Origin of the sequence: Nocardioides panzhihuensis, assembly GCF_013408335.1 — a bacterium.
In the GTDB taxonomy this organism is placed as follows: domain Bacteria; phylum Actinomycetota; class Actinomycetes; order Propionibacteriales; family Nocardioidaceae; genus Nocardioides; species Nocardioides panzhihuensis.
On sequence record NZ_JACBZR010000001.1, the window covers coordinates 1,937,468 to 1,952,497 of the forward strand.

Consider the following 15,030-nt stretch of genomic DNA (forward strand, 5'->3'; position numbering starts at 1 on the left):
GCCGGGCTTGGCGGCTCGGCGGGCTCAGGCGCGGGAGCGGGCCAGCAGGAAGATGAAGTACGGCGCGCCGATGAGCGCGACGACGAGGCCGGCGGGGACCTGCGCAGGGCTGATCGCGGTGCGGCCGATGGTGTCGGCGACCACGAGGAGCAACGCCCCGACCAGGATGGCGACCGGGACGACCCGCGCGCTTCGTGCGCCGACGAGCGCCCGGGCGATGTGCGGGGCGACCAGGCCCACGAAGCCGACGACGCCGACCGCGGAGACAGCCATCGCGGTGAGCACCGCGGCAGTCAGCAGGATCAGCAGCCGAGCCCGCTCCGAGGAGACCCCGACGAGCCGCGGCGTGTCCTCGTCCAGCGTGAGCAGGTCGAGCTCGCGGCGTACCACGAAGGCGATCGGGATCGCGGCAGCCAGGGCGACGGCGACCGGGATGACCTGCTCCCAGCTGCGACCGTAGGTAGAGCCGGAGAGCCAGGTGTAGATCCGCGGCGTGTCCCAGGGGTTGGAGCGCACCAGCAGGAAGGTGCTGAGGGAGACCGATCCGTACCAGACGCCGATGCCGATGAGCACCAGCCGGTCGGTGTCGATCCCGTGTCGCCAGGCCAGGCCGTAGACGAGGCCGAAGGCGACCAGCGCACCCACTGTCGCGGCGATGAGCACGGACGTGGTCGATGCGGCGGCGGAGGTGCCGCCGCTCCAGCCCGTCGACAGACCGGTCACCACGACGACCGCGCCCACGCCCGCACCGCCGGTGATGCCGAGGATCCCGGGCTCCGCCAGCGGGTTGCGGCAGGTGGCCTGGACGAAGGAGCCGGCGAGCGCCAGGGCGCCTCCGGCGAGTACGGCCGCGGCGACACGTGGCGCCCGCTCGTCGAGCGCGAACTGGACCAGCGGGATGCCCTCGCCCTGCAACCAGGCGACGATGTCGCCGGTGTAGAGCCACTGGTGGCCGGCGAGCAGAGCGACCACGATGGCACCGAGGGTCAGGGCGAGCAGGACGACGAGAACGACGAGGAACCGGAGCCGGCTGCGGATCGTGACGGCGGCGCCGGGCGGTCGGCGGGTGGGGCCGGAGTCGCGTCCGCCGCGAGCCAGGAGCACCATCACGATGGCGCCGGCGATCGTCGTGGTCACCCCGGTCGGGACGGACATGGCCTCGTCCGGGCCCAGGGCGGCGCGGACGACGACGTCCGCGACGACGACGACGAGCGCGCCCACGAGGCCCGCGGCCGGCAGCAGCACCGCATGCCGGTTCAGGGCCGGGACGAACCGGCCCAGCAGACGCACCAAGACCGGGGCACAGAGACCGACGAAGCCGATCGGCCCCGCCAGGGTGACCGCCGCCGAGGTGAGCAGCACCGCGAGGATCGTCCCGATCGCCCGGGTTGAGCGGACCGGCACGCCGAGGACCGAGGCGGCGTCGTCGCCCGCGGAGAGCAGGTCGAGCCGGCGCGCCAGCAGCAGACCGGCGACCGTCGCGACTATCACCACCGGAGCCACCTGCCAGAACGCCTGCAGCCCGAGCTGGCTCAGTGATCCGCTGCCCCAGGCGAACAGGCTCGTCGTCTCCTCCGCGTAGAGGATGAGGAGCGTCGACGTACCGGCCTGGAGGGCGAGCGCGACGGCGGACCCGGCCAGGATGAGGCGGGTCGTGGACGTGCCTGCGCCACCGGCGAGAGCGAGCACGATGCCGGCGGCCACCAGGCCGCCGAGGAACGCCGTGATGCCCGACGCCCACAGGGGCACCGAGAGACCGAACGCGGCGACCAGCGTCACCGCGAAGTAGGCCCCACCGGTCACGGCCAGCGTGTCGGGAGAGGCCATCGCGTTGCGGGCGAGCGACTGGAGGAGCGCCCCGGCGACGCCGAGGGCGAACCCGACCGCGATGCCCGCGGCGAGACGTGGGATCCGCGAGCCGGTGATGATGTCCATCGTCGACGCGGTCGCGCCGTGGATCTGCTCCCGCCCGAGCATCGCGTCGAGGAAGTCGGCGGGGCCGACCCCGGAGGTGCCCTGGGTGAGGTGCCAGCCGGCGGTCAGCAGCAGCCCGGCGAGCAGGCACAGGAGGACGACAGAGGCCCCTCCGGCACCCGCCCGCGGGGCGTTGGCGGCATCGGTCACTTGTCGAGCAGGTCCACGTACGCGTCCAGCACCTGCTCGGCGGAGCGGGGACCCCCGAAGGTCCAGATGCCCGCGGGGAAGGCGTGGTCGCGGCCCTCGCTCACGGCGGGGATCGACTTCCAGACCTTGTTCTTGGCCAGCTCGGCGTTGACGTCACCGGCGGGGTCGACGGTGCCGGTGTGGAAGAAGGTGGCCTCACCGAGCGTGGTCATGCCCTCGATGTCGGTCTGTCCGAGGCCGTACGCCGGGTCGACCTTGCCCGTCCAGGCGTTCTTCAGGCCGATCTCCTCGCCGAGCTCGCCGATCAGCGAACCCTGACCGAAGGGGCGGATGGCGACGTTGGCGCCGTCGACCCAGCCGTCGTAGTAGACGAACTCGGTCCCCGCGGCACCGGCGTCGGCGACAGCCTTCTTCGACTCGGCGATCTTGTCGTCGAGCTCGCCGACGACCTTTTCGGCCTGCTCCTCACGGCCGGTCGCCTCGGCGATCATCTCGAAGGTGGTCACCATGTTGCCGACGGGGTCCTTGGCGTCCGCTCCCTTGGTGGCGAGGACCGGGACGTCGTACTCGGCGAGCTGCTCGAGGATCTCGTCCTCGGCGGTGTAGGCCTCGACGACGATCAGATCGGGGTTGGTGCCGAAGAGCGTCTCCAGGTTCGGCTCGCCGCGGGTGCCGACCTCGGTGGCACTCTCGGGGAGCTCCTCGGCGGAGTCCCAGGTGCGGAAGCCCTCGCCGTCGGCGACCGCGACCGGGTCGACGCAGAGGGTGAGCAGGTCCTCGGTCTGCTGCCACTCGAGCACCGCGACCCGCTCGGCGGGCTTGTCGAGCTCGACCTTGTTGCCGAAGGCGTCGGTCAGGCTGACCGGGCCGGTGGAGGTCGCGACGTCCTCGCAGCCAGCGGTCGCCTTCTTCTCGGACCCACCGGAGTCGGCGGCGGTCGTGGTCTGTCCGCAGGCGGCCAGCATCAGGGCGCCGGCCGCCGTCAGGGCAGCAGTCGTCGTACGTCGAAACATCGTCATTCCTCTTCGTGTTCGTGTCCGCCGGCTCAGAGCCGGGCGTGATGCCTGCCGCGTGGCTCGACCCGGACGCGCCCGGTCTCCAGATCGGAGGTCACCTCGATCGGGAGCCCGTACACCTCGGAGAGGTGTTCGGCGGTGAGCACGTCGGCGGGTTCGCCGACGGCGTGCACATCGCCGTGGTGCAGCAGTACGACCTGGTCCGCCACTGCGGCGGTCTGGTTCAGGTCGTGCAGGACGACGCCGATGGCCGTCCCATGGTGGTCCGCGAGGTCGCGGACCAGGTCAAGGATCTCGACCTGGTAGCGCAGGTCGAGATGGTTGGTGGGCTCGTCCAGGAGCAGCACGCCGGTGTCTTGGGCCAGGCAGCTGGCCAGCCACACCCGCTGCAGCTCACCCCCGGAGAGCTGGTCGACCGAGCGGTCCGCCATCTTGGCGGTCCCGGTGAGCTCCATCGCCCGACCGATGCTCGCCAGGTCCTCCTCCGTCAGCGCGGCGAAGCGCCGCCGGTGGGGGTGGCGCCCGAAGCCGACGACGTCGCGGACGGTCAGGCCGGAGGGGTGCGGCCGGGACTGGGAGAGCAGCGTGACCTTGCGCGCGAACGCCCGCGCGTTCAGCGGCGCGCTGTCGGCGCCCTCGATCTGGACCGACCCGGAGGTCACCCGGTGCAGCCGGGCCAGGGAGCGCAGCACGGTGGACTTTCCGGAGCCGTTCGGCCCGATCAGCGCGGTCACCCGGCCCGACTCGAGACCGATCGAGACGCCATGGACCACCGTGGCACGGGCGTAGCCGAGGACGAGGTCATGACCGGAAAGGGCGGGGGGCATGAGGTGAGGCTAGCCTAACTAAGTCCTTTACTGTCTAGAGGGGCTCGACATTCGGTCAGCCGATTCCGGGGCCGGCGACACCCTTCACCGGTTACCGGTTCGCGTCACGGGCCGCGGGATTCCTAGACTGTCGCCAGAGATCGCGATCTCTTAACACTCGACGCGACGAAAGCCAGTGATGTCCGGTCCCAACACCGACTATGACCCGGTAGAGGTCACACCCTTGAAGGCTGAGGAGGTCGAGGCTGCGCGCGATGCTGCGCTGAAGGCCATCGACGCCGCGACCAGTCTCGAGGAGCTCAAGCAGACACGGCTCGACCACGCCGGCGACCGTTCGCCGCTGGCCCTGGCCAACCGCGAGATCGGCGCGCTGCCGCCGGCAGCGCGCAAGGAGGCCGGCCAGCGCGTCGGCAAGGCGCGTGGCGCGGTCAACCAGGCGCTCGCGGCGCGGCAGAAGGTGCTCGAGGCCGAGCACGAGGCGCGGATGCTGGTGGAGGAGACCGTCGACGTGACGCTCCCGACCGACCGGCAGCCGACCGGTGGGCGACACCCGCTCACCACCGGCGCCGAATACATCGCCGACATCTTCGTGGCGATGGGCTGGGAGGTCGCCGAGGGCCCGCTCATCGAGGCCGAGTGGCTCAACTTCGACGCCCTCAACCTGGGCCCGGACCACCCGGCCCGCACCATGCAGGACACCTTCTGGACCGAGCCTGCCGAGAACCACGTGGTTCTCCGGACCCACACCTCGCCCGTCCAGGCACGGACGATGCTCACCCGCGAGGCGCCGATCTACGTGGTGTGCCCGGGACGGGTCTTCCGCACCGACGAGTACGACGCGACCCACTCGCCGATGTTCCACCAGGTCGAGGGCCTCGCCATCGACGAGGGCATCTCGATGGCGAACCTGAAGGGCACCCTGGACCACTTCGCCAGCCAGATGTTCGGCGAGGGCATCGTGACCCGGTTCCGGCCGTCGTACTTCCCCTTCACCGAGCCCTCCGCCGAGGTCGACCTGACCTGCTTCGTCTGCCGTGGCGCCCAGGTCGTCGATGCCGGAGACGGTCAGACCATCACCTGCCGAACCTGCAAGGGCGAGGGTTGGATCGAGTGGGGCGGCTGCGGGATCGTGAACCCGCGCGTGCTGGTCGCGTGCGGTGTCGACCCCGAGAAGTACAGCGGATTCGCGTTCGGGATGGGCATCGACCGCACCCTGATGTTCCGCACCGGCCTGTCCGACCTGCGCACCCTCTTCGAGGGCGACGTCCGGCTTACTACTGCTTTCGGGAGTGAACTGTGAAGGCCCCCCTCTCCTGGATCAAGGAGTACGTCTCGCTGCCCGACGAGCTCGGCATCGAGGAGATCACCGACCGGCTGACCGCGCTCGGCCTCAAGCTGGAGGCGATCGAGACCTCGGGTGCCGGCATCGAGGGTCCGCTCGTGGTGGGCCAGGTGCTCACCCAGGAGCCCGAGCCGCAGAAGAACGGCAAGGTCATCAACTGGTGCACCGTCGACGTCGGCTCGGCGAACGGGACGGGAGAGCCGCAGGGGATCGTCTGCGGTGCGCACAACTTCAAGCCCGGCGACAAGGTCGTGGTGATCCTGCCCGGCGGCGTGCTGCCGGGCAACTTCCAGATCTCGGCGCGCAAGACCTACGGCCACATGTCGGCCGGGATGATCTGCTCCGCGCGTGAGCTCGGGCTGGGGGAGGAGGCCGACGGCATCATCGTGCTGCCGGCGGACGCCCCCGCGCCCGGGACCGACGCGCGCGAGGTGCTCGGGCTCGGTGAGGAGATCATCGAGTTCGAGATCAACCCCGACCGCGCCTACGCGCTCTCGATGCGCGGCATCGCGCGCGACGCCGCGCTGGGCTTCGACGTGCCCTTCCACGACCCGGCTCAGATCGACTTCCCCGTGGCCGACGGATCGGGCTACCCGGTCCGGCTCGAGGACGACGCCTGCGACTACTTCGTCACGCGCGTGATCACCGGGTTCGACCCGACGGCGCCGACGCCGGAGTTCATCGTGAAGCGGCTGGAGGCCACCGGCGTACGTTCCATCTCGCTGGCCGTCGACGTCTCCAACTACGTGATGATGGAGCTCGGCCAGCCGACGCACTGCTACGACAGGGCCAAGCTGTCCGGCGACATCGTGGTGCGGCGTGCGGGCGAGGGCGAGAAGATCACCACGCTCGACGACGTCGTGCGTGAGCTGTCGCCCGAGGACCTGCTGATCACCGACGGCTCCGGCCCGATCGGCATCGCCGGTGTCATGGGCGGGGCGTCGACCGAGATCTCGGAGACGACCACGGAGATCGTGGTCGAGGCCGCGCACTTCGACCCGACCACCGTCTTCCGCTCCCAGAAGCGCCACAAGCTGCCCTCGGAGGCCTCCAAGCGTTTCGAGCGCGGGGTCGACCCGCTGCTGCCGCCGGTCGCGGCGCAGCGCGTCGTCGAGCTGCTCGTCGAGCACGGTGGCGGCCAGGCCGTCGGCGTCTCCGAGGTCGGCCCGGGCGCGTCGCCCGAGACGCGTGAGCCGCTGAAGACGATCACCATCCCCGTCGACCTGCCGGCTCGCATCATCGGGCTCGACATCGACGAGGCGACGGTGGTGAAGTCGCTCGAGCTGATCGGTGCCGGCGTGACCGTGTCGGGCGACTCGCTGACCGCGACCGTCCCGACCTACCGGGTCGACCTCACCGACCCCTACGACCTGGTCGAGGAGGTCGCCCGCATCGTCGGCTACGACAAGGTCCCCTCGGTGCTGCCGCGCCGGGCGACCGGTGGTGGGCTGACCCGCGCTCAGCAGCTGCGCCGCCGGATCGGGCGTGCCCTGGCCGGCGCCGGGCTGGTCGAGGTCGTCGACTTCCCGTTCGTGGGCGAGGCCGACTTCGATCGTCTCGGGCTGCCCGCCGACGACGTCCTGCGGCACACCGTGAAGCTGGCCAACCCGCTCAGCAGCGAGGAGCCCGGCTACACCACGACACTGCTCCCGGGCCTGCTGAAGGTCGCTGCCCGCAACATCTCCCGAGGTCAGGACGGGGTCTCTCTCTTCGAGACCGCGACCGTCGCCTTCCCGGTCGACCAGGCGGCGCCGATTTACGGTGTCGACCGGCGGCCGTCGGCCGAGGAGATGGAGAAGCTCCTCGCCGCGATCCCGCGTCAGCCGCTGCACCTCGCCGTCGTGCTCGCCGGGGAGCGTACGAAGGGCGGCTGGTGGGGCGCTGCCGAGACCGCTTCGTGGTCCGACGCCATCGACGTCGTACGTCGCCTGGGCGCCGAGCTCGGTGTCCCCGTCGAGGTCGCCTCGGCCTCGCGGGCGCCGTGGCACCCGGGTCGCTGCGCGGTCGTCTCTGTCGACGGTGTCGAGTTCGGCCACGCCGGTGAGCTGCACCCCAACGTGTGCAAGGCGTTCGGCCTGCCTGCCCGCTCGGCCGCGGTCGAGATCGACCTGGATCACCTGATCTCGAAGGTGCCCGCCACCGCCGCCGGCCCGGTCTTCTCGACCATGCCGGTGGCGAAGGAGGACGTCGCGCTGACGGTGTCCGTCAACGTCACCGTCGCTGCCGTCGAGGCGGCGCTGCGCGAGGGTGCCGGCGAGCTGCTGGAGACCGTCCGGCTCTTCGACGTCTATGAGGGTGACCAGGTCGGCGAGGGCAAGAAGTCGCTCGCCTTCGCGCTGCGATTCCGCGCTCCGGACCGCACGCTGAAGGCCGAGGAGACCGCGGCCGCGCGTGAGGCGGCGGTCGCCAAGGCTGCCGAGCTGACCGGCGCCGTCCAGCGCTGACGGCCCAACTCGACCGACTCGACCGAGGAGGGCGCCCACATCCGTGCGGGCGCCCTCCTCGCGGTCTGTGTGCGGCTCCTACTCTCGGCCGCGGAGTCCCAGCTGGCGGGCCAGTGGCTTGGCGAGCTGGGGTGCGTACTGGCGCGACATGTGGGTGCCGTCGTAGTGGGTGATGGTGTCGCCGACCACGGCGGGGCAGGACCCGTCCCAGCAGAAGTAGGAGCTCATGTCGACGACGTCGACACCCACCTCCTCGGCTGCCTGGACCTGCACGTCGATCGCCGTCTCCCGCGACTCCACCGGGCCCATCAGGCAGTCGCCCAGCGCCGCTCCGGGGCGTGAGAGGCAGGCCCCGGCGTTGGCGTCGAAGCCCTGGATGTCGCGGATGAGCACCGTACGTCCGGTGTGCTTGTCCACCCGGCGGAGGAAGTCGGTGTAGGCCGGGTGCATCAGCGAGTTGATCGTCTCTTTGTCCCCGACCCAGGAGCCGTCATCGTCGAAGACGCCGTTGATCGGGGGAGCGGTGGAGACGACGGTCAGGTCCGCGTCGAGACGCTTGTACTGCTTGAAGGCCCAACGGTTGAAGTCGTCACACTCGGTGTAGGGGTCGTGCTCGCTGCTGCCCCGGTCGGTGGTGATCGAGGCAGAGACGCAGCGGTTCTTGACGAGGAAGTAGACCCGGAAGCCATGCTTCTTGGCGATCCTGTTCAACGTCGGGACCCAATGCAAGGCGTGGGAGTTGCCGAAGACCACCATGGTCCGATCCCCGTCGGGGTCGCCGTCCACACACAGATCGCGCTCGGTGTCGTCGGTGTAGTCACACCTGGTCCGGTGTGGTTTGAGGGAGTCGAGCTCGGTGAGCCCGGGGCGGAGCTCCGTCGGGATCGCCGTGTTGTCGCGTGCCGCGAGCACCGAGGCGCGCACCAGCGCCTCCTGGTCGTCCAGAGACGGATCGGCCGCTGGCGCATCGGTTACGGCGATGGCGGGCTGGTAGGCACCTCGGGTGGCCTCGAAGTCGGCGTAACGGGCGCCGCCGAGCGCCACGGCCGCCACCAGCGCGATGGTGACCGGGTAGAAGGTCAGCGCGCGCCCGGTCGGCCGCCAGAAGGCGCCCTCGCGAAACGGCGCCTCGATGAGCCGGAAGGAGACGTACGCGAGGACGAAGGCGCCCGCGACGGCCAAGCCGCGCTCGGGCCAGGTGAGCTCGCGCTGGAGGACGATCTCGGGCAGCACCAGCAGGGGCCAGTGCCACAGGTAGAGCGAGAAGGACCAGTCGCCGATCGCTCGCATGGGCGCCACCGACAGCAGTCGGGCGCCCAGTGTCGTGTCTCCCGCGGGCGTTGAGCCGGCGAGGATCACGGCCGCGGTCCCGAGCACCGGGAGCGCGGCGTGGTAGCCGGGGAACGGGGTGGACTCGTCATAGACGAGGCAGGCGCCGGCGATGGCGGCCAGTCCGCCCAGCACGAGGACCTCGCGGGCCCAGGCAGAGCCCGCGATCCGCTGCATCAGCCGGCCGCTGGTGACCAGGATCGCCAGAGCAGCGCCGATCCCGAGCTCCCAGGCCCGGGTGAGCGAGGAGAAGTAAGCCGCGGTGGCCTCTCCAGGCGTGTGGACGACCGACCGCGCCAGGCTCGCCAGGGTGATCAGCACGATGGCCAGGAGCAGAAATCGGCGAGGCCGTGCGGAGTCTCGCTCGACGTCCTGCGTTGCACCGCGCGCGGCGCCGATCCTGCTTGCCAGGACGATGCAGATCACCGCGACGAGCGGCCAGACCAGATAGAACTGCTCCTCGACCGCCAGCGACCAGAAATGCTGCACCGGCGAGGGTGGCAGCTCTGCCTGGAAGTAGTCGGTCCCGGAGATGGCCATCCGGATGTTGGCGGCGAACGCCGATGCCCAGACGGCGTCGACGGCGAGCGTGCTGACCTCGGCCGGACCCAGCAGGACCACCGCTGCTATCACGGTGGCTGCCAGGGTGAACGTGGCAGCCGGAAGGATCCGGCGGGCCCTGCGCGCGTAGAAGCGTCTCAGCGAGATCCGGCCGGTGCGGCCGAGCTCGCCCACGAGCTGCTGGGTGATGAGGAAACCGGAGATGACGAAGAAGACGTCGACGCCCACGAAACCACCAGCGAACCAGGAGACTCCCGCATGAGCGGCGAGGACGGTGAGGATCGCGACGGCGCGCAATCCCTGGACGTCACCGCGTAGACGCTTCGCCGGCGTCGCGGACGGCTTCGTTGAGACGGACGAGCTGGGGGAAAGGTGGGGGACCTCGACGTCTTGAGACATAGGCGGCAGAGATTACCGAGTCGACTCCCTGGATTCCTAGAATTCGGCGCCCGGTCACCTCGGGTCTGCCTGGCGGCCGAGGCAACCCAGTACGCCGTCGATTTCCTCTGGCGTCGTCTCCCAGGAGGTGACGAAGCGGACCTGGCCGCCGAGACGGTAGAAGAGCACGCCCGAGGTCTCTAGGCGGTCGGCGACCGCGTCCGGGATCTCGGCGAAGACCAGGTTGGCGTCGGGGGAGTTGAGCAGCGGGATCCCCAGCGAGCCCAGCCCGGCGCAGAGCTCGCGCATTCGCTCGTTGGCGTTGCGGGCGTTGCGGAGCCACAGGTCGTCGGTGAGGTAGGCCAGCAGCTGGGCGGACTGGTAGCGCATCTTCGAGGTGACGTGGCCGCTGCGCTTGGTGCGGTAGACCAGCTCGTCGGCGGGGGCTTCGGAGAAGCAGACGATCGCCTCGGCCGAGAGGGCGCCGTTCTTGGTGGCGCCCAGGGACAGCACGTCCACACCGGCTCGCCAGGTCAGGTCGGCGGGCGTCGCGCCGGTGGCCACGACAGCGTTGGCGAAGCGGGCGCCGTCCAGGTGCACCCGCAGGTCGCGGGTCTTCGCGATCCCGGTCAGCTCGGAGATCTCCGGGACGGAGTAGACCGTGCCGTAGTCGGACGGTGAGGTCAGCGAGAGGACGGTGGGCTGGGAGTGGTGCGGGTCGCCCCAACGTACGCCGTCCAGGTGAGCCTGCAGCGCCTCCGGCGCCATCTTGTAGCCCTCGCCTGCGACGCCGGTCATCACCGCGCCGCCGGCCAGCAACGAGGTCGCGCCGCCCTCGCTGGTCATGATGTGAGCGGTCTCGTGGCACACCACCGAGCCCCAGGGCGGGGTCAGCGCGGAGAGCGAGAGGGCGTTGGCGGCGGTGCCGCTCAGCACCGGGAAGACACGGGCGGTGGGGTGCTCGAAGACCTCGCGCACCCGGTTCTCGAGCGCGGCGGTCACCTCGTCACCGCCGTAGGCGAGTGCGGAGCCGGAGTTGACGGTGGCCATCGCCTCCAGGATCGCGGGGGAGACGGAGGCGGCGTTGTCAGAGCGCAGTTCGACGGTCACGGTTCTATTCTCGTCATGACGGTTCCGCTCGCCTGCGCGAGGTCCTTAAATCCCGTACGTACGCGATATATCGCTATGACAGAATGGCCGCTGTGACGACGCTGAGTGTGCTGGACGAGGTCACCTGGGCAGGTGCGCCGGTGGCCGGCGAGCGGACCAGGGCGCTGTTTCGCGCCCTGGTCGAGGCCGGCCCTCGAGGTGCTTCCGAGGCCGCGCTGGTCGAGGAGATCTGGGGCCGCGACGACATCCCGGCCAATCCCGCCAAGGCGCTCCAGGTCGTGGTCTCCCGGGCCAGGTCGGCGACCGACGCCGGCGCCATCGAACGTACGCCGCGGGGCTACCGCCTCGGCCTCGAGGCCGGTGACGTCGACGCTTGGTCGCTGCGCCCGCAGGCGCTGAGGCTGGCGGCGGAGAAGAAGTACGCCGAGGCGCTCCCGCTCCTCGAACGGCTGGACCGCCGCGACCCGGACGAAGGGGTCACCGAGGCACTGCTCCGTGCGGTCGCCGCGGTGCACGGTGCGCCGGCGGCGCTCGAGCGCTTCGAGGCCTACCGGTCCGGGCTGGCCGACGGGCTCGGCGTCGACCCGAGCCCGCGGCTGCGTGCCGTCCACGCCGAGCTGCTCGCGCGCGATCGTCCGGTGCGCTCGGGGCTACGCCACGACGCCGATGTGCTGATCGGGCGCGAGCAGGACACCGCCGACATCTCCGCCCTGATGAAGAGCTCGCGGGTCGTCACGATCCTGGGCCCCGGCGGGCTGGGGAAGACCAGCCTGGCCCAGGTGATCGCCCATGGTGCCGAGCAGCCGGTGGTCCACGTCGTCGAGCTGGTCGGCGTGACCGCACCCGACGACCTGGTCAGCGAGGTCGGGTCTGCCCTCGGCGTGCGTGACTCGGTTGCCCGGCGCGACCGGCTCACCCCCGGGCAGCGGGCTGATGTGCGGTCGCGGATCGCGCAGCAGCTCGATGGGCCGCCGACCCTGCTGGTGCTCGACAACTGCGAGCACATCGTGACGGCAGTCGCCGACCTGGTCGCCTTCCTGGTTTCCACGGTGCGCGACCTGACGGTCCTCACGACCTCCCGCAGCCCCCTCGCCATCGGCGCGGAGCGGGTCTACCCGCTCGGCCGGCTGGGGACGTACGACGGTCGCGAGCTGTTCCGGCGCCGCGCGGTCGCCGCCCGTCCCGGTGTCCACCTCGACGAGGCCGAGGTCGATGAGATCGTCATCCGGCTCGACGGGCTTCCGCTGGCGATCGAGCTGGCCGCGGTGAAGGTGCGCGCGATGTCGGTCGACGACATATCCCGGCGGCTGGAGAACCGGTTCGAGCTGCTGCGCGGCGGCGACCGCAACGCTCCCGACCGCCACCAGACCCTGATCGCGGTGATCGACTGGTCCTGGAACCTCCTCGCCGAGCAGGAGCGGCGGGCGATGCGCTGGCTCTCCGTCTTCCATGACGGGTTCACTCTCGCGGCGGCGGAGTCGATGCTCGGCGCCGACACCTTCGCCGCGATCGAGGAGCTCGTCGACCAGTCGCTGCTGACGGTCGTCGACGACGGCCGTGGCGGGGTCCGCTACCGGATGCTCGAGACCGTGCGGGAGTTCGGGCGTATGCACCTGGTCGATGCCGGTGAGGATGCCGCGGCACGATCCGCGCAGCGGGGGTGGGCGGTGGCGTTCGCGGACGCGAGCGCGGGCAGGATCTACTCCGCGGAGCAGTTCGACGCGATGGACGAGCTGCGCGCGGAGGAGAGCAACCTGGCCGACATCCTGCGTCAGGTCCTGGCCGACGGCGAGACCGAGTCCGTGGTGCGCCTGTTCTGCGCGATGGGTGTCTTCTGGACCATCGCGGGCGAGCACCAGCGGGTGATCATGCTGGCCGGCGCGGTCACCGATCTGCTCGAGGACTGGGAGCCGCCTGTTCAGACGCTGGAGAAGACCCGGCTGGTCCTGGCGCTGCTGCTCTTCGGCGCCGCGGTCACCGGTGGGTCCGATCTGGAGCGGCTCGGCAAGATCCTCGACCGGATCGGCGCCGACGCCGCGGACGCTCAGCTCAGGGTGATGCTGCAGATCATGCAGACGATGTCGAGCGCCACAGCTGGCCGGCCCGGCCGGTCCCTGGAGGATGAGCTGACCGAGCTGGTCCTCGACCCTGACCCGGACGTGCGGGCCCGTGCTCTCACCTTCCTCAGTCATGAGCGGGAGAACCTCGGCGATGCCGAGGGTGCGGTCGCTGCGGGGATGGAGGCACTGCGCCTCGCGGGCACCGATGGCGGCCCCTGGCCACACGCGATGCTGCATGCGCAGCTCAGCGGTCTCTACGCCCAGCTCGGCCGTCTCTCCGAAGCCGCCCATCACGCGCGCGAGGCGATCCCGGTCCTGCGTCGGCTGGGCGCCGATGACGACCTCGTCCAGACCCACACGATCGTGGTGACGTACGTCCTGGAGCAGGGCCGTCTGGACGAGGCCGCCGCCATGCTCGACGAGATCGAGCACGAGCAGTCCTGTGGCGGCTTCGGGTCCCGCGGCGCGGTCCACGGCGCCCGGGCGCAGCTCCTGCTGGCGCAGGGCAGGACCGAGGAGGGGCTGGCACTGCTGCGGGAGATGGTGGCGACGATGGGCGGGTTGCCGTTCCCCGGCTACAACCAGGACCCGGACCTGATGCCGTGGCGGGTCGCTGCCGAGGCGGTCACGCTGGTGGCCTGCGTCCGGCATGGCGCAGCCCCGGACGGCGATGATCTCTTCGACGTCCTGAGGGCCAAGGCGCCGCTGCTGGTGGCCGAGGAACGTCAGTCGCAGGACTACCCCGTCACCGGCATGGCGTTCCTCGCGATCGGCCTGACGGGGCTGTTGCGTGAGGTGCTGACGTCGGAGGACTCAGTACGCCTCCTCGTGCTCGCCGACCGGTTCGGCTACTCCCGGTCATCGCTCGACATGCGCTGGGCCCTTGCCGTAGCGGACGCTGAGCGCCTTGCGCCGGGGGTGCTGGCCCGGATCGAGGCGGAGTACGCCGAACGCCGCGGACCCGCCCTGATGGACGAGGCCCGCGGCGTGGTCGCCCGGTTGAGAGGATCGATGCCGGGCTAGAGCTTCTTGCTGTAGGTCCACACCGAGAGCGGGGCGAAGATCGCCACCACCGCGGTGCAGCCGACGAGTGCCCACACGACGCTCAGGGTGAGGTCACCTTCGTTCATCAGGTCGCGGGTGGCGTTGATGACCAGGGTGACCGGGTTGATGTCGACGAAGTTCTGCAGCCACCCAGGCATGGTCTCCTTCGGCACGAACGCGGGGGAGAGGAAGGTCAGCGGGAACATGATCATCATCCCGAGCCCCTGGACTCCGCCGGCGGACCTCATCACAGTGCCCAGCCAGGTGAAGATCCAGCTCAGCGACCAGCCGGCGAAGATGGTCAGCGCCCAGCCGGCGAGCACCCCGCTCACCCCGCCACCGGGCCGGTAGCCCATGGCGAGGCCGACCGCGATGGTCAGCGTCGCCGCGATCCCGTAACGGAGCAGGTCGGCCACCGCCGGTCCGGCCAGCGGCGCGATCCGCGCGATCGGGAGCGCCTTGAACCGGTCGAAGACTCCCCTGTCCATGTCCTCGCGCAGCTGGGTGCCACGCGCCATCGAGGCGGTCAGCGCGGTCTGCGCCAGGATGCCGGTGATCACGATCGGCAGGTAGGCCTTCACATCACCCGAGATCGCGCCGCCGAAGATGAAGGCGAACATCGCGGTGAACAGCAGCGGCTGCAACGTGACGTCGAAGAACTGCTCGGGGCTACGCATCATCTTGATGTAGGCCCGACGGGCCATGGTCATCGTCTGGCTGATCGTCTCGCCCACGCCCGGGCGGGCCCTGAGCGGACGGTCGGCGACGGCGTACGTGGAGATCAGTGCAGCCATC

At 70.6% G+C, this 15,030-nt stretch carries 9 protein-coding genes; 3 read left to right on the forward strand and 6 right to left on the reverse strand.

The features are described 5' to 3' along the window. Positions 1 to 24: 24 nt before the first annotated feature. Genes BJ988_RS09165 through BJ988_RS09175 form a run of 3 tightly spaced genes read right to left on the reverse strand, consistent with a single transcriptional unit; the run spans position 25 to position 3,967 of the window. Positions 25 to 2,124: a Fe(3+)-hydroxamate ABC transporter permease FhuB gene (locus BJ988_RS09165; RefSeq protein WP_179657709.1), complete on the reverse strand. Its 2,100-nt coding sequence runs from the start codon at positions 2,122 to 2,124 to the stop codon at positions 25 to 27. Beyond that, positions 2,121 to 3,137, reverse strand: a complete 1,017-nt coding sequence (locus BJ988_RS09170; RefSeq protein ID WP_179657710.1) for an iron-siderophore ABC transporter substrate-binding protein — start codon at positions 3,135 to 3,137, stop codon at positions 2,121 to 2,123. The genes BJ988_RS09165 and BJ988_RS09170 overlap by 4 nt, the downstream gene beginning before the upstream one ends. Before the next feature lie 32 nt (positions 3,138 to 3,169). Continuing rightward, complete coding sequence (locus BJ988_RS09175; protein ID WP_179657711.1) at positions 3,170 to 3,967, reverse strand: ABC transporter ATP-binding protein; 798 nt, start codon at positions 3,965 to 3,967, stop codon at positions 3,170 to 3,172. A gap of 178 nt (positions 3,968 to 4,145) precedes the next feature. Here BJ988_RS09175 and pheS point away from each other — a divergent pair, with 178 nt between their 5' ends. Together pheS and pheT are read left to right on the forward strand one after the other, a co-directional pair. Continuing rightward, on the forward strand, positions 4,146 to 5,267 hold the full coding sequence (pheS, locus tag BJ988_RS09180) for a phenylalanine--tRNA ligase subunit alpha (protein WP_179657712.1): 1,122 nt from the start codon (positions 4,146 to 4,148) through the stop codon (positions 5,265 to 5,267). Continuing rightward, on the forward strand, positions 5,264 to 7,753 hold the full coding sequence (pheT, locus tag BJ988_RS09185; RefSeq protein ID WP_179657713.1) for a phenylalanine--tRNA ligase subunit beta: 2,490 nt from the start codon (positions 5,264 to 5,266) through the stop codon (positions 7,751 to 7,753). The genes pheS and pheT overlap by 4 nt, the downstream gene beginning before the upstream one ends. A gap of 78 nt (positions 7,754 to 7,831) precedes the next feature. Here pheT and BJ988_RS09190 read toward each other — a convergent pair whose 3' ends face one another. Both BJ988_RS09190 and BJ988_RS09195 read right to left on the reverse strand, forming a co-directional pair. Next, entirely contained in the window at positions 7,832 to 10,042 is a 2,211-nt protein-coding gene (locus BJ988_RS09190) for an acyltransferase family protein (RefSeq protein WP_179657714.1), read from the reverse strand. A gap of 54 nt (positions 10,043 to 10,096) precedes the next feature. Then, positions 10,097 to 11,131 carry a beta-eliminating lyase-related protein gene (locus BJ988_RS09195; RefSeq protein ID WP_179657715.1) on the reverse strand — a complete coding sequence of 345 codons (1,035 nt, stop codon included), beginning with the start codon at positions 11,129 to 11,131 and terminating at the stop codon, positions 10,097 to 10,099. A 92-nt stretch (positions 11,132 to 11,223) separates the two neighbouring features. Here BJ988_RS09195 and BJ988_RS09200 point away from each other — a divergent pair, with 92 nt between their 5' ends. Next, positions 11,224 to 14,214 (forward strand): winged helix-turn-helix domain-containing protein, encoded by a 2,991-nt coding sequence (locus BJ988_RS09200; RefSeq protein ID WP_218860699.1) that lies wholly within the window; start codon positions 11,224 to 11,226, stop codon positions 14,212 to 14,214. Here BJ988_RS09200 and BJ988_RS09205 read toward each other — a convergent pair. Then, positions 14,211 to 15,029, reverse strand: coding sequence for an ABC transporter permease (locus BJ988_RS09205; protein ID WP_179657717.1), 819 nt, complete (start codon positions 15,027 to 15,029; stop codon positions 14,211 to 14,213). The two genes, BJ988_RS09200 and BJ988_RS09205, sit on opposite strands and share 4 nt — an antisense overlap. Position 15,030 lies beyond the last annotated feature (1 nt).